A 22,341-nucleotide genomic window follows, 5' to 3' on the forward strand; every position below is an offset into this window, starting at 1 on the left:
TGTGTTATTTTTTCTTTAATAAAGAAATAGGATTAATTAAAGTTGCTTGTCTAGATGGGTACCAACTAGCTATTAAACTTAGCATTATAGTTATAATAACAACATTAATAATATCTGTTGAATGTAATTCAGAAGGCAAAAAATCAATACAATAAATATTATTAGATATAAATTTAAAGCCAATAATATTTTCTATTATTTTAAAAATAGTAGTAAGATTTAGAGAAGTTATTATACCAATGATTATTCCAATAATGTTTCCTGTGAGACCTATAAGAATAGCATACCAAACAAAAATTAAAGCAATTAATTTATCTTCTGCTCCTAATATTTTTAGTATAGAAATATCATTATTTTTTTTCTTAATAGTAATAATTAGTGTAGAAACAATATTAAAAGAAGCAACGCTAATTACTAAGATCATACCTACATAAACAATAGAACGTATGATTTGAATATCTTTATATATATTACCGTAAGTATAAGTCCAATTTTTTATATGAAAATCAGTATTGTTGATAGTTTGAGTTATTTGTTTAGTTGTTTTTTCTGCATAAAATGGATTGTTCATTTTCAATGCAATACCAGTAATACTATTTTTTTTCATATTTAAATAATTTTGAGCATCTTCAAGAGGAATAATTGCTAGATTTGAATCTAGAACTCCACCTAATTTTAATATTTTTATAACTTTCAGTTGAAGATATTGTGGATATAACAGCATATTTTTTTCATCATTATTTGTTTGATATACTAACGTAACCCATTGATTATTTTTTATATTTAACGTTTTTGCAGCACCATATCCTAAAATTATTTGTTTTTTTCCAGATTTAAATTGTGAAACTAAGTCTTTATTTATTGCTAGTTTTTTTAACAACAAAGAATCTTTTTCTCTTTTTAAATCGATTCCTGTTAATTGAATAGCTTTTAATTTATGGTTTTTTTCTAATAAACCAACAAACTTAACGTAAGGTGTAGCGTTTTGAACATTTGGTACGTTTTTAACAATATTAATAATTTTTTCCCAATTAGAAAACGATTTTTTTGTAGTTTCAATTTCTTCATGCGGAATTATTGCAAGAAATCTTTCTTTAAGCTCATGTTCAAAACCATTAACTGCACTAGAAGTAATAATCAATACTGCTACTCCTAAGGCAACACAAATAACGGCAATAAAAGATATAAACGACGTTAAAGAAGCGCGGTGATGACAACCACGAATAAATCGCTTTGCAAAATTAAAAGATAGTAATATATTAGTCATTATTATATAATTTTAACCTTTTAAAAAAAATTTGAAAAGTTTAAACGACCATTATTCATTTCTATATGAAATGTTAAACACTGAGCCAAAGATAAATCATGTGTAACAACTAAAAAAGTTGTTCCCTTTTTTTCATTTATTTTTTGAATTAAATCGAAAATTAATCGAGCATTACGTATATCAAGATTGCCAGTTGGTTCATCAGCCATTATTAATCTGGGTGAATTAACTAAAGCACGTGCAATTGCTACTCGTTGTCTTTCTCCTCCGGATAATTCGTAAGGTTTATATTCTGCACGATTTTTTAATCCTACTATTGATAGCATTTCTAATGCTTGACTCGTTGCTTCTTTGCGTTTTTTTTTAGCAATTAATAATGGAATAGCAACATTTTCTAGTGCATTAAAATCTGGCAAAAGATGATGAAATTGGTATATAAATCCAATATCTCGATTACGTAATATTGATTTTTCTTTAGAGTTCATAGTTATAATTGATTGCCCATTAAAAACAATATCACCTTTACTAGGTAATTCTAATCCTCCTAATAAATGTAATAATGTACTTTTACCAGATCCTGAGCTACCAACAATAGCTATCATCTGTCCTGATTTTATATCAAAAGTGATATTATGTAAAACATCAGTATAGTTATCTCCGTCATAATAGCTTTTATATAATTTCTTGCAACTTACTAATGGCAAAAAGTTAGTATTATTCATATCTAAGAGCCTTAGCAGGTTGAATTTTAGTTGCATACCAAGAAGGATAAAGCGTAGATAAAAGTGTCACTATCATAGAAATAGTTATAATTATTACGATTTGTAAAACACTTATATTAATAATAGCGCTGTCGCTATTTAAAATAAATTTTGTAAATGGAAAAAAATAAGTTAGATAATATGTTATTAATAATCCTAAGCATATTCCTAAACTAGTTCCTAATATTCCTATAATCATCCCGATAATCATAAATATTAACATGATGTTTGTATTATTCATTCCTAAAGTTTTTAACACTGCAACTTCTCTTTTTTTATCTATGATGATTAGCCCAAGAGAAGTTAAAACATTAAATGAAGCTGTAATAATAATTAAACTTAATAATAATCCCATAATATTTTTTTCCATTTTTATAGCATGAAATAAATCACCTTTAATCTCTCTCCAATCTGTCCAAACCAGATCGTTAGGTACTGTTTTTTTTAAAACATCAGAAATTTTTAAAGGATTATTTAACCATACTCTCCATGATTTTTTTACACCTTTATGAAGATGTAAAATATTTAATGCATCTTTAATATTTACAAAAATTTGATTATTTTCTGTTTCATTTTTAGAACCATAAATTCCAACGACATTAAAAAATCGTTGACTAGGTATTCTTCCTATTGGACTAAAATTTTGAATAGAAGGAATAATAATACGTATTTTATCATTCTTTTTGATATTAAGAAGAGATGACAAATGTTTTCCAAAAATAACATTATATTGATTTTTAATTAATTTTTTGCTCAAAATTTTACTAAAATATGGAAAATTTTGATTATTTTTTAATTGAATACCTATCATTAAACCAGTTGAAACATGTTTAGCACTTTGTAAAATTACTTCAGTAGTAATAACAGGAGCAATATATCTAACATCTTTTAAGTTAAATGTAGAAATTAAGTCATGATCTATATATGAACGATTTTTATTATCTACTATTAATATGTGAGGTACAAATTTTAATATATTATTTGTAAACTTTTTTTCAAAACCGTTCATAATAGATAAAGCAACTGTTAATGCTATTACGCCTAATGCTATACCAATAACAGATAAACTAGAAACAAAAAAATTGAAAAAATCAGATGTAGATCTATATATATAGCGTATACCAATAAATAAAGAAAGAGGATAATACATAAATTTTTTTTAAAAGTTAGTTAATATGTAAAATTTTTTAAATTATATTTATATTAATTTAAATTTTTTCGTATAAAAAGCATGTAACATTACCCATACTTTTTTTATGTTGTAGAAGCCAATTTTTTGGAATATTAAAATTATATTCATTTATTTTTTCTTTTTTACTTTCAATATAAATAATTGCTTTATCTGATAACCAATGATTTTTTTCTAAAAAATCAATTGTTTTTTTTAATAAATTTTTTAAAAATGGAGGATCTATAAAAATTATGTCATATCGATAGTTAGATTTATTAGAAAGCCAATATATAGTGTCTGTTTTATTTGCAATAATGTATTTTTCTGCTTTAATTTCTTTTATATTTTCAATTAAAATTTTAAAAATTTTTTCTTGTAATTCAAGAAAAGTAACATGTTGAGCATTTCTAGATATAGCTTCCAAACCGAGAGCACCAGTTCCAGCATAACAATCTAAACAAAAAGCCTTATCTATATAAGGCATTAACCAATTAAATAGAGTTTCACGCATTCGATTGCTTGTTGGACGTAATTCTTGATTGTTTATAACAGATATTTTTTTATTTTTCCATTTACCTCCAATAATTCTAATTTTCCCAAATTTTTTTTTTGTATTAATATTTTTTTTCATTACTTTTTATTAGAAATAAAACATAAATAACTTTGTTCAAAGAACATTAATTTTATTGTATCTTTTTTTATTATTCAGTTTAATATTACTCATTCATATATAATATAGGAAATTTACTAAAAAATGAAAAAAGAAAAAAAAAATTATTTCTTTGATCTTTTTAATTTTAAAAAAAAAAATAAAGAAAATCTACAACATGTTAATTTTAATGAAGAAAAAAATCAAACATTAAAAAAAAATATTTTTGCATTAGATAAATCTCAAAAAAAAACAAATGATGGTTTTTTTTATCGTTTAAAAAAAAGTTTATTAAAAACAAGCAAAAATATTGGATCAGGTTTAAAAAAATTGTTTTTTAATCGTAAAATTGATGATGCTCTTTTCGAAGAATTAGAGGAACAGTTATTAATTGCAGATGTTGGTATTAATACTACAAATAAAATACTTAAAAATATAACTAAAAAATTAAGTAAAAAAGAACTAGATAATGCTGAAATTGTTTATAGTCTGTTAAAAAAAGAAATGATTTCAATTTTGGAAAAAGTTGAAAAACCTATTAAAATTTCAAAAAAAAATCCGTTTATAATAATAATAATAGGTGTGAATGGATCTGGAAAAACTACAACAATTGGTAAATTAGCTCATTATTATCAATCGTTAAATAAATCTGTAATTCTAGCGGCAGGTGATACTTTTAGAGCAGCTGCTAAAGAACAATTAGAAGTATGGGGAAAACGTAACAATATACTAGTAGTAAAAAAAAATGACTGTCGTGATTCTGCTGCAGTAATTTTTGAAGCAATACAAATTGCAAAGAAAAAAAAGTCAGATATTTTAATTGCTGATACCTCTGGTAGAATACACAATAATAATTCTTTAATGAAAGAACTAGAAAAAATTATTTGCGTTATAAAAAAAATTGATCCAAATGCTCCTCATGAAGTTATGTTGACAATTGATGCTAACAATGGTCAAAATTCTATTATTCAAGCAAAAATATTTAAAGAAAAAATAGGAGTGAATGGAATAATCTTAACTAAATTAGATGGAACAGCAAAAGGCGGTGTTATTTTTTCTATTGCAGAAAATTTTAATATACCTATTCGATATATAGGAATAGGCGAAAAAATTAATGATTTACGTTCTTTTAATGCGAAAGATTTTGTTAATGCACTTTTTAATTAAAAGTTCTTTTTTAGAAAAAATGTTAATATAAATATGTAATATAAGGATAATGTTTTCGTATAAAATTGGAGGATCTTAATGATCAAAGATATACCAAATTTAGCTAATGCTTCTCTTGGTAATTTAGAATCTTATATTCGCACTGTTAATGCATGGTCTATGCTATCTGCAAAAGAAGAAAAAATTTTAGCTAAACGTTTACGTTATCATAGTGATTTAAATGCTGCTAGAAAAATTATTTTATCTCACCTTCGTTTTGTTGTTCATATTGCACGTAGTTATTCTGGATATGGTTTACCTCAAGCAGATTTAATTCAGGAAGGAAACATTGGTTTAATGAAAGCAGTTCGTCGTTTTAATCCAGAAATAGGTGTTCGTTTAGTTTCATTTGCGGTACATTGGATTAAAGCTGAAATTCATGAATATGTTTTAAGAAATTGGCGTATTGTAAAAGTTGCTACTACAAAAGCACAACGTAAACTTTTTTTTAATCTTCGAAAAACTAAACAGCGTTTAGGTTGGTTTAATAAAGATGAAGTAGAAATTGTAGCAAAAGAGTTAGGTGTAAGTAGTAAAGATGTACTTGAAATGGAATCACGAATGTCTGCTCAAGATATGACGTTTGATCTTTCTTCCGATGATGAAAACTACGAAAGCAAAAATTTAGCTCCAGTTTTGTATTTACAAGATAAAAGTTCTGATTTTGCAGATTTTATTGAAGAGAATAATTGGGAATCACATGCGGTTGATAAGCTTAGTGATGCAATGAAATGCCTTGATCAACGTAGTCAAAATATCATTAAATTACGTTGGTTAGATGAAGAAAAAAAAGTAACGTTACAAGAACTTGCAAACGAATACGGAGTATCTGCAGAAAGAATACGACAACTTGAAAAAAATGCTATGAGAAAACTTCGTATTGCAATTGAAAATTAGATCCTTATATTTTTAAGGCGACTGAGAAGTTGCCTTTTTAAAGTATCTTTTAAATTAAGTTTTTAAATATACTTTAATTCCATCAAGAATCATTTGAGTGGATAACATAAACAAAATCAATCCTATTAATCTTTCTAAAGCATTAACCCCTTTTTCTCCTATGAATTGTAAAAAAAAATTAGATAATAATAAAATACAAACTGTTATACTCCATGCAATTAATAATGCTAAAACTAAATAACGTATATGTTTTACGTATTGATGTGATAATAAAATTAAAGTTGCAAGTAAAGAAGGACCAGAAATTAAGGGTATTGCTAATGGTACGATAAAAGGTTCTTCTTTTGTTGAAGAACTTATTTTTTCTTCTATGATAGGAAAAATCATTTTTATGGCAATCAAAGATAAAATTATTCCTCCTGAAATAGATACTATTTCAGTTTTTAAGTTTAAAAATATTAAAAATTTTTCTCCAAAAAAAAGAAAAATTAACATTAATATCAATGCAATGAACATTTCACGAGTTAAAATAATATATCTTCTTTTTGGATTAATTTTCTTTAGCATTGATATAAAAACTGGAAGATTTCCTAAAGGATCCATTATTAATAATAATAATATTGTTGCAGAAATTATTTGATTCATTTTTATATCCATTTTTTTATCAATTATTAATTATTATTAATATAACTTGATGAATTAATATTATTAAGTTTATTTTAAATTTAAAAAACATTACGCTTGACAAACTTTTTTAATATTATTATTTGTTTTATTTTATATACATTAATATAAGAGCAACAAAAAAATATGAAAAATGTAGGTTTTATAGGTTGGCGAGGCATGGTTGGGTCCGTGCTTATTGATAGAATGCAAGAAGAAAAAGATTTTGATATGATCAATCCTATTTTTTTTACAACATCACAATACAACAATCTTGCACCAAATTTTAGTAATAAAACAAATGAAAAATTAAAAGATGCATATAATATTGATTTATTAAATAGTTTAGATATTATTGTTACTTGTCAAGGAGGATTATATACAAATAAAATATATAAAAAACTTTTAAAAACTGGATGGAAAGGTTATTGGATAGATTCTTCTTCTACTCTAAGAATGAAACGTGAATCGATAATAGTATTAGATCCAATTAATTATGATTTAATTATTAATTCTTTAAATAAAGGAATAAAAACTTTTGTAGGTGGAAACTGTACAGTTAGTTTAATGCTAATGGCATTAAAGGGATTATTTTCTGAAAATTTAATCGATTGGATTTCAGTTGCAACTTATCAAGCTGCTTCAGGAGGTGGAGCAAAACATATACATGAATTATTAGTGACAATGGGACAAATATATAATTCTGTTGCAAAAAGTTTAAATGATCCTCAGATGTCGATTCTTAATATAGAAAAGATTGTGACTAATTTGATCAATTCAAGAAGATTAAAAACTGATGTTTTTGGTGTCCCATTAGCTGGTAGCTTAATTCCTTGGATTGATATATTATTAAAAAATGGACAAACTAAGGAAGAATGGAAAGGTCAGGAAGAAACAAATAAAATAATTAATTCAAAAAAAATAATTCCTATCGATGGAGTGTGTGTCAGAATTGGATCAATTCGTTGTCATAGTCAAGCTTTCACAATAAAGTTAAAAAAAGACATTGATCTAAAAGATATTGAAAAAATTTTATTAAATAATAATCAATGGATTAAAATAATTCCAAATAATCAAGAATCAACTATTAATCAACTTACCCCTGTAGCTGTAACAGGTAAGCTAACAATTCCAATTGGAAGATTAAGAAAGTTAAATATGGGAAAGAAATATTTATCAGCTTTTTCTGTTGGAGATCAGCTTCTTTGGGGAGCTGCAGAACCAATACGTCGTATACTACAAATATTAATTAAACTCACATAAAATATATAAATTTTATATAATCCCTTATCAAAAATAGAAAGAGTATTTAATAAGGGATTGTATGATTTCATTATTTATTTAAAAGATTGTCCAACTCTAATAAAGAATTTGTAAGGTTTAGAATCTATATAACTTTCTAATAAATAGTGTTGCATAAAATAACAAAAATTTTCAATATCACAAATTATTGCAGGATCATCTGCTATAACTATTAAAGTATCGTTTTTCTTCATACTACGTATTGTACGACGTACTTGCAATATAGGTTCTGGACAGCGTAATCCACTAAGATTAATAATCTTTTTATTTATTTTTTTGCTCATTGTTTTTTTTATAAAAAATTTATAAAAATATTAATTTATTAACAGATACAACATTTAATGTTATCTTTATATATAAATCAAAAAAAAGTTAAAATAATATAAAACATATTTTCATCTTATAAAAGAAAGGTTTGAATAATGAATGAAAAAAATTGGGGGTATTTTTTTTCGTTAGAAAAAAAAAAAATATTTCAAAAATATTTTTATTTTTCTTAACAAAGAACTTTCTCTAGGAAAAACAATTTATCCTAAAAAAAATGATATCTTCAATGCTTTTAAATTTACACCATTTGAAAAAATTAAAGTTGTCATTATTGGTCAAGATCCTTATTATCATTATAATCAAGCCCATGGATTAGCATTTTCAGTTTTACCTACGTATAAACCTATTCCAGCATCTTTAAAAAATATTTATAAAGAAATAAAAAATAATTTTAATTATGTAAACGTTCCTAATAATGGATATTTAAAAAAATGGGCAGATCAGGGAATATTATTATTAAACAGTGTTTTGACAGTGGAATCAGGTAAACCAAATTCTCATAAAAATATTGGATGGGAAATTTTTACAAACACAATAATTAAAATAATTAATCATTATAAAAAAAAAGTTATTTTTGTTTTATGGGGTAACTATGCAAAAAGAAAAGAAAAAATAATAGATAATACTCAGCATTTTTTATTAAAATCGTCGCATCCTTCTCCTTTTTCAGCAAATCATGGATTTTTTGGTTGTGAACATTTTATAAAAATCAATACATTACTTAAAAAATTAGGAAAAAAACCTATTCAATGGTTTTAAAATAACATGGTTATTAAAGAGGAAAAATTGCATAACAATGCAATTTTATTGCATATTGTTATGCAACTATTAAGTAAATAAAAATATATTTTTTATATATTTTTATTTATAATTGTTTATTCAGATACAGAAACAACTGCCGGTCGTAATAAGCGTCCATTAAGTTTGTAACCTTTTTGAATAACTTTAATAATTTGATTTGACAACTTTGATTCAGATTTTATTACTGATATTGCTTGATGTATCTCTGGATTAAAAGGTACATTTTCTTCATTAATTATGCTTATGCCAAATTTGTTTATAGTTTTAATAAAAGCTTTTAATGTTAATTCAATTCCTTCAATCATTGATTTTAGTTGAACATTATTTTTATCAGATATTTCTAAAGCACGTTCAAGACTGTCAATAACAGGTAATAGATCATGAGCGAATTTTTCTAATGCAAATTTGTGTGCTTTTTCTACATTTAATTCACTTCTTCTACGAAGATTTTCGTTTTCTGCTTGAGCTCGTAGTTGTATATCTCTTAAAGATTCTTGAATTTCTATTAATTCAGATTCCAATTCAAAAATACGTTTTTTATCACTTTTATTTCTTATAGGATTTGAGTTTAATTCTTTATTATTATTATCATGTTGTGTTTCTTGACAAGAATTTTCTAAGTTTTCTTCATTTATTTTTTTTTTTTTTTGATCATTCATTAATTTATCCACGTATTATATTTATAGATTATTTGTTTTATAAAAGTATGGGGGATCAATTTAATCTTTTCAAGAGAAAAAATTATATAGATTATCTTAGATTTTTTAAGAGATATTAAATTTTATGCAAAAACACTTTAATTGTATTGGTATATTAGGAAAACCTCGTTTTTTTTATGCTATGAAAACTCACAAAGAATTATTTTTTTGGTTACAAAAAAAAGGATATCAAGTAATAGTAGAGAAAGAAATATTTAACAAATTAAATATAAAAAATTTGAATTGTATAGGAACATTAGAAGATATAGGAAAAACAGCAGATTTAGCTATTGTTATTGGTGGAGATGGAAATATGTTAAACGCAGCTCGTTTTCTATCAAATTTTGATATAAAAATAATTGGAATAAATCGTGGAAATCTAGGTTTTTTAACTGATCTTGATCATAAAAATATGTATAAACAACTAAATAAAATACTAAAAGGTGACTATTTAACTGAAAACCGTTTTTTATTAGAAATAAAAGAACAAAAAAAAGAACGTCTGGTACAATTAGGTACTGCTATCAATGAAATCGTTTTACATCTTGATAAAGTTGCAAAAATGATTGAGTTTGCAGTATATATTGATGAGAAATTTGCTTTTTCTCAGAGAGCTGATGGCTTAATTATTTCAACTCCAACAGGATCAACAGCGTATGCACTTTCTGCAGGAGGCCCCATTGTTGATCCGTCTATTGACGGTATTATTCTTATTCCAATGTTTCCTCATACTTTATCAGCACGTCCATTAGTTATAAATAATAATAGTATTATTCGACTACAGTTTTCTAAATTAATATCTAATTTAGAAATTAGTTGCGATAGTCATATTATAATTCCTTATAAGACTGGAAAAGATATCGTAATTCAACGTTCGAAAAGTTATTTTAAATTAGTACATCCAAAAGAATATAACTATTTTAATATTTTAAGTTCTAAATTGAATTGGAGTAAAAATAACAAAAAATTATACACATAAATTTTGTAGTTTTTTTATAAAATGATTTATGTAAAATAAATTTAGTATTTTATATAATAGTTATTTAAAATATTAATTATAAATAATTTTTATATAAAAATTTATAAAACTACTAATACTAGTATAGTATATCTTAACATATAAATAAAAAAATAAATATAACATGTCAAAACAAAACAATTCTATTATTTTATATAATAAAAAAGTACAATATGATTACTTTATAGAAAAAAAGTTTGAAGCGGGCATTGTATTGAATGGATGGGAAATAAAATCAATTAGAGCTGGAAAAGTTAACATTACTAATAGCTACGTTTTTTTACATAATGCTCAAGCATATATTGTTGGAATGACAATTAAACCCCTAATTTGTTCATCCAATAAAATACTAGAAGATTCACAAAGAAATAAAAAATTGTTGTTTCATAAACATGAAATATCTTCTATATATGGATATGTAAATAGAAAAAAATATACTCTAGTAGCTACATCTTTATATTGGAAAAAGGCTTGGTGTAAAATTGAAATTGGATTAGCAAAAGGAAAAAAAACAATAGATAAACGAGAAAACATTAAAAATCGTGAATGGAAGATTTCTCAATCTCGTATATTAAGCAAAAAAATATTAGATTAAACCTAATTTTTATGTTAAAGTCTTTCTTTTGAGTAGTTTTAAAGGGGCTGATTATGGATTCGACGAATTTTATAAGACCTAAAGTGCATGTCGGGGTGCGGTAGGTCCTCGTTAAAAAACCGCAATTAAATAGTCGCAAATAACGACAGGAAATATGCTTTAGCAGCTTAAAAACTGTTTTTTTAAAGCCCTTTTTTTCAAAGATTTTTTGCTCTAAAGATTTGAAATAAAAAAGGTCACATCAAAAAGAGCACCATGTGAATATTGCCTAAGATAAACACATGTGATCAATTTAGGCTAGTTTGTTGTAGATCTGTTTTATCTTTTATAACAGACAAAAATTTTAAGATTAAACTAAACATGTAGTACTGAAGGGAATAGAGATTTCGGACGCGGGTTCGACTCCCGCCAGCTCCAAAAAAATTAAATCATATGCTTTTATTCAATCGTAATTTTTTACAAAAAATTATGCATAGTTTTTAATTCAAAATTTTTTCATTCTTGATTATCATAAATAAAAATGCTTTTTTAAAAAAAGGATAAATATGAATGAATTTTATACACGTTTAACAAAAAAACAACGTTTTTTTGTTTTTTTTTCATGTGTATTAGCTATTTTTATGACTGCAATAGAAATGACCATTATTTCAACAGCTCTTCCAACAATAATTTCTGAACTTGGTGGTTTTTACTATATTGGTTGGATATTTTCTATTTATTTACTCATACAAGCAGTTACTACACCTATTTATGGAAAGTTATCAGATATCTTTGGAAGAAAAAAAATTTTTTTCATAGGTATCGTTTTATTTTTATTAGGATCGTTATTTTGTGGTATAACTCATACAATTTTAGGTTTAATTATTTCTAGAGCTTTTCAAGGTTTAGGAGCAGGAGCAATTATTCCTATTACTTCTATTATAGTTTCAGACATTTATTCGAAAAAAGATAGTACACATATGCAGGGCTATTTATCTAGTGTTTGGGCAGTAGCTGCAGTGATTGGCCCTTTTTTTGGTGCTTGGATAATTAAATACTTTCATTGGTCATTAATTTTTTGGATTAATATACCAATTGGTATTTTTTCAATATTAATTTTCATGACGTACTTGCCTGATTGGAATATTGATAGTAAATATGAAGTAGAAAATTTTTGCTCTAAGATATTTTTATTGATTATTATGAATGCTAGCTTAATTATATCTTTACAAATACAACAATTAAAATTTTGGACGTTACTATTTTTTTTGATTTTTATAACATCTGTGTACTTTTTTAGAAAAAAAGAAAATAACTCGAATATTCCTTTATTTCCAAAATATTTTTGGAAAAATAATATACTGTTGATTAGCAATTTAGGTAATATAATTATTGGCGCAATTATAATTGGTATTAGTGCATATTTACCTACTTGGATAGAATTTGTTGAAAAAGGAACACCATTACAAGCAGGTATAATACTTTCCATGATGTCTGTTGGATGGGCTATTGCAAGTTTCTTTAGCAGTTATTTAATATTAAGTACGTCTTATAGACTAACTGCACAAATAGGTTCGCTGCTTTTAACTTTAGGTAGTATATTCTTATTATTATTAAAAATAAAAAGTTCATTAGTATATATTGGAATAGGAACTTTTATTATTGGTATAGGAATGGGGATGACTAGCACTGCTTTTTTAATGTCAGTTCAAAATTATATGCATAAAAGCATGATAGGTACATGTACCTCTTTAATTATGTTTAGTAGAATGTTAGGATCATCTTTTGGTATTGCTATGATGGGAGAAATTTTTAATTTCAATTTAGAAAAAAGATTACCAAATTTAATTAATCCTTTAAATATAGTAATGTCTCATCAAAATAAAAAAAATTTTTCAGAAAAAGTGTTACATCATATTGTTGATCAAATTTCTTTTTCATTGCACTCTGTTTTTTTAATAACAATGATAATTGCATCATTAAGTATTTTTTTAACATGGGCTATTCCATGTAATTTAAAAAAAAATAACAACCTCATAAAGGAAAAAAAAATACAAATAAATAACTAATCTTAATTTATCAAAAATAAAACATAGTCTTTTATAAAAAAGATAACTAAAAATTTTATAAAATTATTTTTTATTTTTGCTGGATAAATATATTTTTTTTTTATATTGTATATTGCGATGTGAAATTTGATTCAACATTTCAACAAAGATGGAAAAAATTATACTCGTATAAATATATCCTTTAGGAATAAAAAATCCAAATCCTTCTACAATTAAATTCAATCCAATCATTAATATAATGCTGATACAAAGAATTAAAACATTAGGATTAGTATTGATAAATTTTATTAATGCTTTTGAAGCAATTAAAGTAATAATCATTGATATTATTATTGCTGATATTACTACAAATAAATTATTGACTATACCAACAGCAGTAATAATAGCGTCTAATGAAAATAATACATCTATAACAACTATTTGAAAAACTATTACCCAAAAATTAGAAAAATTTTGATTATATGTATAGTTTTTTGTTGTATTGTAGTTTTTTAATCGTTCATATAATTCTATAATTCCTTTAAAAAACAAAAAAAAACCACCTACAATAAAAATTATATTACGAATTGTCAATGTAAAATAGCTGAATTTTAATAACGGTTTTGTTAAATGAGTACTCCAAGAAATTAACGTCAATAAAATTAATCTCATAATAAAAGCAAAAAATAAACCTAATACCCTTGCTTTTTCACGTTCCTTAATTAAAAGCTTATTAGCTATAATAGAAATAAAAATTATATTATCAATACCTAAAAAAATCTCAATGGCTAGTAAAGTCAATAAGCCAACTAGTATTGATGGATCAGTAGTTAAATCCACCAATTTGCTCTCCTTATAAAATAATAGTTGTTTTTTATTTATAAAATATATTTTATTATTAATGATTTAATAATAAAAAACGATGTTAATTAAATTTTTTAAAAAATTTCAATATAATTATATTATATTAATGCGGTTATATTTTCGACTAAAAAGTATAAATCAAAAAAAATAAGAATTGCTTAATAATAAAAAAATTTTTATAAATATGTTCCTTGAATAAGAGCATTAATTCTTTCATCAATAGGTGGATGAGATGCAAGTAATCTACTTAAAGAGAATCTTCCATGAATACAAAAAGTTCTAATAATGTCTTGTTCTTGAGGTTCGATGCTAATTTTTAATTTTTGCAATGCTGCAATAGTTTGATTAACTCCCACAATTTTTGCTGCTCCTGCATCTGCATAAAACTCTCTTTTACGAGAAAACCACATTACAATCATACTGGATAAACAACCTAAACAAAACGTAAGAACAGTATAAATAACTGCATAAGGAATATGAAAATTATTTTGTATGCCTTTTTTTTCTGAAAAAAATGTAGATATTATATGTGTAACAGTATGTGAAATATATATTACAAAAGTATTAATGATACCTTGTATTAATGTCATGGTAACCATATCTCCGCTAGAGATATGACTAATTTCATGCGCTAAAATTGCTTTTATTTCATCATTATTTAATCTTTCTAATAAACCTGAAGATAATGCTACAATAGCAGAATTACGACTTCGACCAGTTGCGAAGGCATTAATTTCATCATTATTATAAATTACTAGTTGAGGTGTTTTAATTCCTTTAAGTTGAGATTGATATTTCATCGCATCAAATAACCAATATTGACGTTCATTTAAAGGAAACTCTATTATTTTTCCATTAACTGTAAATAAAGCAATCCATTTTGCAAGAACAAGAGAAATAAAAGATCCTAAAAAACCTGATATCCCTGCTATAATAACGGAAAATACAATATTAACTGATTGTACTCCAATTATTTTTAAAACAACTCCCATAGTAAACATTGCTGCTAAATTAGTCATTAAAAACAAAAAAGTACGCGTCATAAAATTTATTCCTAAATATAAATGATAATAATTACTTTTTAATAAAAAACATAAAAAATAAAAAATATTTTTAGATAAATAAAATTATGCTAATAAAAAAATAATATAAATTTCATCAATATTTTTTATAGTAATTTATATTTAATATAATCTTAAAATTTTTATGAAGAAAATAAGATAGGATAAAGTATTTTTATAATTTTTAATTCTACTAAACAAAAAATTAATGCCTCCAAAAATCAGAGGCATTAATATGAAATCCTTTATTGCGAATATTCAACATTTTTCCTTCGATTATCCTTAGATTCACAAGTATTAATTGTAATTTTTTTTGGTTTTTCTTCTTCTGGTATTTCATATTCTAATAATAACTTTAAAAGACCTAAATGCAAACTTGCAGACTGAACTTTGATTTTGTTATTTAAATTAAAATCTAAGTGAAAGCTATTTTTTTTGATTCCTTGATGTAACCATTTTTTATTACTTTCTTTTTCAGATTCTACAATGTCTTCATTTTTTCCAATGATTGTTAGTTGATTATTTTTTAAGGAAATATTAAGATCACTTTCTTGATATCCTGGTACACTAACCACTAACTCATAGTGAGTTTCATCGTTTTTTATTAGATTATATAACGGAGAATCAGACAAAGGAACATCTCCAGTTAGTTTACTAAAAAGCTTATCAATTTTCTCAAATCTATCTGAAAATAAATTATCAGTCAGCTCTGGTATAATAGAAAGAGGACGATACATCATAATTACTACCTCTCTAATTTTAATAAACTAAAAAATTTTTAAGATTTAAAAAATTTCTATCCACAGTAGCGATAATGGGGGTAAAATTTCTTTTTTCAAGTCTTTGCACAAAATTTTATTAATTAAAATATGCATATATCTATTAATAATAGAAAAATATTTAAATTTGTTTGTCAGCATGATAAGAAGATCTAACAAAAGGACCGCATGTAGCTTGCTGAAATCCCATTTCTATAGCTTTTTCTTTTATTTTTTGAAATTCATCTAAACTAAAGTATCGCTTAATTGGTAAATGTTCAGCGCTTGGTTGCATATACTGACCCACTGTTAATCTTGTAACACCACTTGAACGTAAATCATGCATAGTTTCAAAAATTTCTGATAGTTTTTCTCCAAGTCCAACCATAATCCCAGATTTTGTTGGAATATGAGGATATATTTTTTTAAACTTTTTTAATAAATTTAGAGAATTTTTATAATTTCCTCCAGGGCGAATTATCTTGTAAAGACGATTAACATTTTCTATATTATGATTAAATACATCTGGGGTAGCTATTTTAAAAGCTTTAATTGCAATATCAACACAATTTCTAAAATCAGGTACTAATATTTCTATTTTTGTTAAAGAATTATTTTTTCGAATAACTTTAATGCATTGAGAAAAGTGGTTTGCTCCTCCATCTTTTAAATCATCACGATTTACAGAAGTTATTACTACATATTTTAATGACATTTTTTGAATAATTTTTGCTAATTTTTTAGGTTCATCATCAGATGGTTTATGAGGTCTTCCATGTATTACATTACAAAATGGACATTTACGAGTACAAATGTTTCCGAGAATCATAAAAGTAGCAGTGCCACGATTAAAACATTCTGGTAAATTCGGACAAGCAGCTTCTTCACAAACAGAATGCAATTTATTTTGTCGCATTATTAATTTTATTTCTTCTATTCGTGAAAAATCTTTTGGTAATTTAATTTTTATCCATTCTGGTTTTTGTAATGTTTTTTGAACACTTTTATTGATTATTTTTACTGGAATATACGTCATATATTATCTTCTTTTTAAGTAAAAAGTGTTTAAAAAAAAATAGAAAAATAAATATTCACTATTTTTTATTAAAAGAACATTTACCTTTCAAAGGGTAACCAATATGTTTTTTTATAGCATAATTTTGCTAGACTCAAAAAATTTCTTATTAGAATTGGCTGTATATCTTGCATAGTAACTGTATTGTTGAAATCACTAATTTGTGTCATTTTTAATCCATTATATCCACAAGGATTAATAAAAGAAAAAGGAGATAAATCCATTTTAACATTTAAAGATAAACCATGCATTGAATATCCTTTACGAATTTTTAGTCCTATTGAGCAGATTTTTTTTTTTTTAATATAAACACCTGGTGCATTAATTTTAGAAACAGATTTAATATCAAAATATAATAAAGTTGAAATTATAGTGTTCTCTAAAAGAGAAACTAATTGACGTATATTAAGATTAATACGTTTTAAATTTAATAAAAAATAAACAATTTGCTGTCCTGGACCATGGTAAGTAATCTTACCTCCACGATCACTTTGTGTTACTGGAATATTTTTGATATTTTTAAAATTTTTTTCTTTTATTAAAGATTGACCTGTAGTAAAAATAGATGGATGTTCAAGTAACCAAATCTCATCAGGTGTATAATTATGACGATTTTCGGTAAAATCATGCATAGCTTGATAACTTACATCCCAAGATAAAAATTTATGTTCACGAACAAAAAGTATATTATTTTTCAAAATGAAATATAAAATTAGTTAAAATAAATTAAAAATAAATTATAAAAATATAAATTAACATTTAATATTTTTTCAAAGTTATTCAACGAATACTATTTCTTAAAAATTAAGAAAATTATTGATCGGATATAATCAATCATATAATTAAAAAAATTTCCTTGTAAAACATCTTCAAGAACAATAAGAGGTTGTTTTTTAATAACTTCGCTATCTAATGAAAACTTTATTATCCCTATTTTTTGTTTTTTTTTTAAAGGAGCTAAAAAGTGCTCATTTTTAATTAATAAATTATAATGCATTTTAATATCTTTAATTTTATTATAAGGAACTGTTAAATAAACATTTTCATTAACGCCGAGATATACATCTTTGTTCCCACTATATAAAACAGGTTTTTTTGTTAAAACTACGTTTTTTTTTAAGGCTAAAATAGTTCTATACGAATTAAAACCCCAATTTAATAAAATTTTGCTTTCTTTATCTCTTGTTATATCATCTGGTTCACCTAGAACCACAGCAATTAAGCGCATTGAATTTTTTTTTGCAGAAGTAACTAAATCATATCCAGATAATTTTGTATGGCCAGTTTTGATTCCATCTACATTTAAATCTTTGTCCCAAAGTAATTTATTCCTATTGTTTTGTTTAATGTTATTGAAAGTAAAATATTTTTCTTTATATATTGAATAATCTAAAGGACATTCTTTTATTAAAGATCGACTAATATGAGCTATGTCTCTTGCTGAGATATATTGTCCTTTTGAATCAAGTCCATGAACTGTTTTAAAAAAAGTATTTTTTAAACCTAAAGATAAAGCACAATCGTTCATAATTTTTATGAACTCTTTCTGTGTGCCATATATATGATCAGCTATTGCTACACAAGCGTCATTTCCAGATTGCAACACTATACCTTTAATTAAAGATTCTACTGTTACTTTATCGCCTGGTTTTAAGAACATTAAAGAAGAATCTTTAAAAATAGGATTTTCTTTTGCCCATGCATCTTTCCCAATTTTTACTAAATCATTACGATGAATAATTCCTGCACTAATAGATTTTCCAATAATATAACTTGTCATAATTTTTACTAAACTTGCGGGATCTCGTCGGACATCAGCATTTTTTTCTGCTAATACTTTGTTCGAGTCATAATCTATTAAAATGAATGCTTTAGCTTTTAATTTAGGTAAATCAGATTGTATAAAATTTATATTATTTGTATTTGCAATTGCTAAATTACAACTAAAACAAAAAATTAAAAAAAATTTATGAAAATTTTTTAAAAATGATATGAGAATATTAAATTTATTCATATTGAAAACGTCTAATTTTACTATTGTTTTGAACGATAGGATGATTGTAAAGTATGCTACTTTCTTATTTTTATATAAATATACTACAAAAGTAATAAGAAAATGTAATAAATTTATTTTTATAACTTATTTTTATGCGAATATAAAGACATAATAATACCAAACTCTGCCATTAATGTAACTAATGAAGAACCTCCATAACTGATTAAAGGTAATGGTAATCCAACTACTGGTAGTATACCACTAACCATACTAATATTAATAAAAACACAAAAAAATAACGTTAACATTAACCCACTAATTAAAATTCTTGCGAATCTGTCATTTGTTTGTATTGCAATAAATAATCCTCTAAAAATTAATATCAAATATAAAATGATAAGAACTATAACTCCTATTAAACCAAACTCTTCAGCAATGACTGAAAAAACAAAATCTGTATAAGGCTCTGGCAAAAACTGCAATTTTGATTGAGTGCCATTTTTCCATCCTTTACCATACAATCCACCAGAACCAATTGCAATTTTTGATTGAATAATATGATAACCTGCTTTTAAAGATACACTATCAGGTTTAAATAGTGTCAATATACGATTTTTTTGATAATCATGCATAAAAAAAAACCAATATATTAATGAAAAAATTAGTAATGTTAAAATGAATGTTAAAATTATCTTCCAATTTATACCTGCAAGAAAAAGCACTAAAAATCCCGATAATAAAATAATGCATGCTGTTCCTAAATCAGGTTGTTTTGCTATTAATATGGCAGGAATTGCAATTAAAATTAATGAGACGCAAAAATTTTTAAATTTTATAGGAAAACCAGTATGATTAACTATTTGTGTTATCAATAATGGTACAGCTATTTTTAATGTTTCAGATGGTTGAAACTGAATAATTTTTAAATTAATCCAACGTTGCGATCCTTTACTCATATATCCGTAAATATTTACAAAAACTAATAAAAAAATACATATTATATAAAAATAAAAAGCATACTTTTGATAACTTTTAGGTGAAATGTTCGCTGTTATAAATAAAATAAATGTTCCTATAATAATTTGAAAAATTTTATTATAGATTATTGTTACATTTTGTGTTGCAGCACTCCAAATAATTATTACACTATAAATTAATAATGTAAATATAATGAATAAGAATAAAAAATCAAAATTTAATTTTCTAAATATTGTTTTTTTTAATAAATTTTGAGAAAAAACCATGTTTTTTTTTCCATATTTGGATATTATAATTAATCCATATTATGCAATGACAAACTATTTATATATTTTTTGTAAAGCAATATAATCAGTAATTTTTTTCATAATCTTTCCAATATTAACTTCACGTCCACCATTCTCTATAATGATAGAAATAACAAATCTAGGTTTATTATAAGGCATAAACGCTATCATGATTTTATGATCACGAAGATTTTTAGGAATATCAGTATAGCTTTGATTTTTTTTTAGATTAAAAAGTTGTGCTGTTCCTGATTTTGCTCCAATTTTATATTGTACGTTAACAAAATTTTTATACGCAGTTCCGCTTTTTCGATGTGCAACACCATACATTGCATTTTTTATAATTTTCCAATATTCATAATTTTTGTCATCTAAAATAAAATCTTTTTTATGCTCTTCTTGAATTTTATATAAACGATTTTTTTTTGATATAGAATTCACAATATGAGGAGTTTTACTAACACCATTGTTAACTAAAGTAACAAGTGATTTATTCATTTGAACTAATGTAGATGATAAATATCCTTGTCCTATTCCTACAGGAATAGTATCTCCTTGATACCATTTCTCTTTAAATTTATTTTTTTTCCATTCACGTGTAGGAACAATACCTAAACTTTCTGTAGGCAAATCTATACCTGTTTTTTTACCATATCCAAATTTTTTTATCCATTTTGAAAGATTATCAATACCCATTTTATAAGATATTTCATAAAAAAATATATCAGAAGATTCTTCTATTGATTGAGTTATATTTAAATCTCCATGTCCATATTTTTTCCAATCATGAAATAATTTCATTGAAGTTGGTAATATCCAATAACCACTATCGCGTAAAATAGTATCTTTATTAATTATTTTTGAACTGAGTGCTGCAAAAGCAATATATGGTTTTATAGTAGATGCAGGTGGATATAGTGCTTGAGTTACACGATTATATAAAGGTTTATGTAAATTATTTAATAATAAAAAATAACTATGCTTAGCTATATTATGAATAAAATTATTAGGATCATAACTTGGGGTAGAAACTAAGGATAAAACTTCTCCATTTTTAGGATCGCTTATAATAACTGCTGCACAGTAATTATTAATTAAACTTTCAATATATCTTTGAAATTTAATATCAATAGATAAATGCAAATCTTCTCCAATATCTGGCATTTTTTTGTATAATATCTTAGTTTCTTGTCCAAGACTATTAATTTCAATTTTTTTATATCCTAATTTACCTTTTAAATTATGATTATACTGTTTTTCAATACCTGTTTTACCAAAATAATGAGGAGATACATATTTTTCTATGTTTTTTTCTGAAGTAATTGGTATAGTATCTGGTCTATTATTTCCAGAAACATAACCTATAGTATGTGATGTTAAAGATCCATAAGGATAATAACGATATTGGTGAGAAGTAATTACTATTTCTGGAAAATCATAAAGATTGACAATAAGTTTTGCCATTTGTACAAAATTTATATAATTTTTAATAATAAATGAATGAAAATATGAATTTTTATAATACTTTTTTTTTAAAATTTTTATTTCTGTTGAGTTAAAATTAAAAATTTTTTTAATTTTATTAAATTTTTCATCTGTGAATTTTGATTTTAAATATAATTTTTTGTTTTTATAAGGAATAAATTTGGCCTGGTAATAAACGCAATTTTTTGCTAATAAAAATCCATCTCGTGAATATATATTTCCTCTTAAAGATGGAATAGATTTTATTCTTAAACGATTTTTATTTGATTGGTTAGAATAATGTTTAAATTGTAGTATTTGTAAATAATAAAAATTTACTATTTGTAAGCAAGAAAGAAAAAAAACTATAAATAAAGCAAAAAAAACACGTCGTATAAAAGTGTTTGTTTCTTCTATATCATTTTGTACAAATTTTTTATAAAACATCATTCTTTTTTTTTAAATAACTATGTAGT

21 protein-coding genes, 1 other RNA gene and 1 pseudogene are annotated in these 22,341 nt (G+C 24.4%); 8 read left to right on the forward strand and 15 right to left on the reverse strand.

Features of this window, described 5'->3' with window-relative positions; all coding sequences use genetic code 11:
* Positions 1 to 4: 4 nt before the first annotated feature.
* From lolE to rsmD, 4 genes are read right to left on the reverse strand one after another with little or no spacing between them, the layout of a single operon-like run.
* Complete coding sequence (gene lolE / locus TGUWTKB_RS01155; protein ID WP_052459532.1) at positions 5 to 1,267, reverse strand: lipoprotein-releasing ABC transporter permease subunit LolE; 1,263 nt, start codon at positions 1,265 to 1,267, stop codon at positions 5 to 7.
* Positions 1,268 to 1,287: 20 nt separating this feature from the next.
* Positions 1,288 to 1,989, reverse strand: a complete 702-nt coding sequence (lolD, locus tag TGUWTKB_RS01160; protein WP_041062721.1) for a lipoprotein-releasing ABC transporter ATP-binding protein LolD — start codon at positions 1,987 to 1,989, stop codon at positions 1,288 to 1,290.
* Complete coding sequence (locus TGUWTKB_RS01165) at positions 1,982 to 3,178, reverse strand: FtsX-like permease family protein (RefSeq protein WP_041062723.1); 1,197 nt, start codon at positions 3,176 to 3,178, stop codon at positions 1,982 to 1,984. The genes lolD and TGUWTKB_RS01165 overlap by 8 nt, the downstream gene beginning before the upstream one ends.
* Before the next feature lie 58 nt (positions 3,179 to 3,236).
* A complete protein-coding gene (rsmD, locus tag TGUWTKB_RS01170; RefSeq protein ID WP_041062725.1) occupies positions 3,237 to 3,830 on the reverse strand; it encodes a 16S rRNA (guanine(966)-N(2))-methyltransferase RsmD in 594 nt (197 codons plus the stop codon).
* Positions 3,831 to 4,079: 249 nt separating this feature from the next.
* On the opposite strand from rsmD, the pseudogene ftsY reads away from it, so the two are divergent.
* Positions 4,080 to 5,015, forward strand: a pseudogene (gene ftsY / locus TGUWTKB_RS01175) (signal recognition particle-docking protein FtsY); the annotation flags it as partial.
* Positions 5,016 to 5,093: 78 nt separating this feature from the next.
* Complete coding sequence (gene rpoH / locus TGUWTKB_RS01180; protein ID WP_041062727.1) at positions 5,094 to 5,951, forward strand: RNA polymerase sigma factor RpoH; 858 nt, start codon at positions 5,094 to 5,096, stop codon at positions 5,949 to 5,951.
* A 54-nt stretch (positions 5,952 to 6,005) separates the two neighbouring features.
* On the opposite strand, the gene TGUWTKB_RS01185 is transcribed toward rpoH, so the two are convergent.
* Complete coding sequence (locus TGUWTKB_RS01185) at positions 6,006 to 6,596, reverse strand: YhgN family NAAT transporter (RefSeq protein ID WP_041062729.1); 591 nt, start codon at positions 6,594 to 6,596, stop codon at positions 6,006 to 6,008.
* Positions 6,597 to 6,761: 165 nt separating this feature from the next.
* Here TGUWTKB_RS01185 and asd point away from each other — a divergent pair, with 165 nt between their 5' ends.
* Positions 6,762 to 7,877 carry an aspartate-semialdehyde dehydrogenase gene (gene asd, locus TGUWTKB_RS01190; RefSeq protein WP_041062731.1) on the forward strand — a complete coding sequence of 372 codons (1,116 nt, stop codon included), beginning with the start codon at positions 6,762 to 6,764 and terminating at the stop codon, positions 7,875 to 7,877.
* A gap of 74 nt (positions 7,878 to 7,951) precedes the next feature.
* Here asd and tusA read toward each other — a convergent pair whose 3' ends face one another.
* On the reverse strand, positions 7,952 to 8,200 hold the full coding sequence (gene tusA / locus TGUWTKB_RS01195) for a sulfurtransferase TusA (RefSeq protein ID WP_041062734.1): 249 nt from the start codon (positions 8,198 to 8,200) through the stop codon (positions 7,952 to 7,954).
* 199 nt (positions 8,201 to 8,399) lie between these two features.
* On the opposite strand from tusA, the gene ung reads away from it, so the two are divergent.
* Entirely contained in the window at positions 8,400 to 9,002 is a 603-nt protein-coding gene (gene ung / locus TGUWTKB_RS01200) for a uracil-DNA glycosylase (protein ID WP_232501630.1), read from the forward strand.
* A 116-nt stretch (positions 9,003 to 9,118) separates the two neighbouring features.
* Here the strand turns inward: ung and grpE are convergent, their stop codons facing one another.
* The gene (gene grpE / locus TGUWTKB_RS01205; protein ID WP_041062736.1) at positions 9,119 to 9,703 is read right to left on the reverse strand and encodes a nucleotide exchange factor GrpE; all 585 of its coding nucleotides are present in this window, start codon (positions 9,701 to 9,703) and stop codon (positions 9,119 to 9,121) included.
* A 124-nt stretch (positions 9,704 to 9,827) separates the two neighbouring features.
* Between grpE and nadK the strand changes: the two genes are divergently transcribed.
* The 4 genes from nadK to TGUWTKB_RS01220 all read left to right on the forward strand — a co-directional run bounded on the left by nadK (position 9,828) and on the right by TGUWTKB_RS01220 (position 13,403).
* Positions 9,828 to 10,721 carry an NAD(+) kinase gene (nadK, locus tag TGUWTKB_RS01210; protein WP_041062738.1) on the forward strand — a complete coding sequence of 298 codons (894 nt, stop codon included), beginning with the start codon at positions 9,828 to 9,830 and terminating at the stop codon, positions 10,719 to 10,721.
* A gap of 163 nt (positions 10,722 to 10,884) precedes the next feature.
* Positions 10,885 to 11,355 carry an SsrA-binding protein SmpB gene (gene smpB, locus TGUWTKB_RS01215; protein ID WP_041062740.1) on the forward strand — a complete coding sequence of 157 codons (471 nt, stop codon included), beginning with the start codon at positions 10,885 to 10,887 and terminating at the stop codon, positions 11,353 to 11,355.
* 43 nt (positions 11,356 to 11,398) lie between these two features.
* Positions 11,399 to 11,775, forward strand: a transfer-messenger RNA (tmRNA) gene (ssrA, locus tag TGUWTKB_RS03355).
* A 125-nt stretch (positions 11,776 to 11,900) separates the two neighbouring features.
* Positions 11,901 to 13,403, forward strand: coding sequence for an MFS transporter (locus TGUWTKB_RS01220; protein WP_052459534.1), 1,503 nt, complete (start codon positions 11,901 to 11,903; stop codon positions 13,401 to 13,403).
* Between the two features lie 63 nt (positions 13,404 to 13,466).
* Here TGUWTKB_RS01220 and TGUWTKB_RS01225 read toward each other — a convergent pair whose 3' ends face one another.
* The 8 genes from TGUWTKB_RS01225 to mrdA form a co-directional block, all read right to left on the reverse strand.
* Positions 13,467 to 14,222: a TerC family protein gene (locus tag TGUWTKB_RS01225; protein WP_052459535.1), complete on the reverse strand. Its 756-nt coding sequence runs from the start codon at positions 14,220 to 14,222 to the stop codon at positions 13,467 to 13,469.
* Positions 14,223 to 14,422: 200 nt separating this feature from the next.
* Entirely contained in the window at positions 14,423 to 15,289 is an 867-nt protein-coding gene (htpX, locus tag TGUWTKB_RS01230) for a protease HtpX (RefSeq protein ID WP_041062742.1), read from the reverse strand.
* A gap of 263 nt (positions 15,290 to 15,552) precedes the next feature.
* A complete protein-coding gene (locus tag TGUWTKB_RS01235) occupies positions 15,553 to 16,047 on the reverse strand; it encodes an Hsp20 family protein (protein WP_041062744.1) in 495 nt (164 codons plus the stop codon).
* 160 nt (positions 16,048 to 16,207) lie between these two features.
* The gene (gene lipA, locus TGUWTKB_RS01240) at positions 16,208 to 17,101 is read right to left on the reverse strand and encodes a lipoyl synthase (protein WP_041062747.1); all 894 of its coding nucleotides are present in this window, start codon (positions 17,099 to 17,101) and stop codon (positions 16,208 to 16,210) included.
* Positions 17,102 to 17,181: 80 nt separating this feature from the next.
* A complete protein-coding gene (gene lipB / locus TGUWTKB_RS01245) occupies positions 17,182 to 17,838 on the reverse strand; it encodes a lipoyl(octanoyl) transferase LipB (RefSeq protein ID WP_070104513.1) in 657 nt (218 codons plus the stop codon).
* A 92-nt stretch (positions 17,839 to 17,930) separates the two neighbouring features.
* Positions 17,931 to 19,154 carry a serine hydrolase gene (locus TGUWTKB_RS01250; RefSeq protein WP_041062753.1) on the reverse strand — a complete coding sequence of 408 codons (1,224 nt, stop codon included), beginning with the start codon at positions 19,152 to 19,154 and terminating at the stop codon, positions 17,931 to 17,933.
* Positions 19,155 to 19,273: 119 nt separating this feature from the next.
* Positions 19,274 to 20,380: a rod shape-determining protein RodA gene (gene rodA / locus TGUWTKB_RS01255; protein ID WP_041062756.1), complete on the reverse strand. Its 1,107-nt coding sequence runs from the start codon at positions 20,378 to 20,380 to the stop codon at positions 19,274 to 19,276.
* 54 nt (positions 20,381 to 20,434) lie between these two features.
* Positions 20,435 to 22,315, reverse strand: coding sequence for a penicillin-binding protein 2 (gene mrdA / locus TGUWTKB_RS01260; RefSeq protein ID WP_052459536.1), 1,881 nt, complete (start codon positions 22,313 to 22,315; stop codon positions 20,435 to 20,437).
* Positions 22,316 to 22,341: the final 26 nt, after the last annotated feature.

The organism is Candidatus Tachikawaea gelatinosa (assembly GCF_000828815.1).
In the GTDB taxonomy this organism is placed as follows: domain Bacteria; phylum Pseudomonadota; class Gammaproteobacteria; order Enterobacterales; family Enterobacteriaceae; genus Tachikawaea; species Tachikawaea gelatinosa.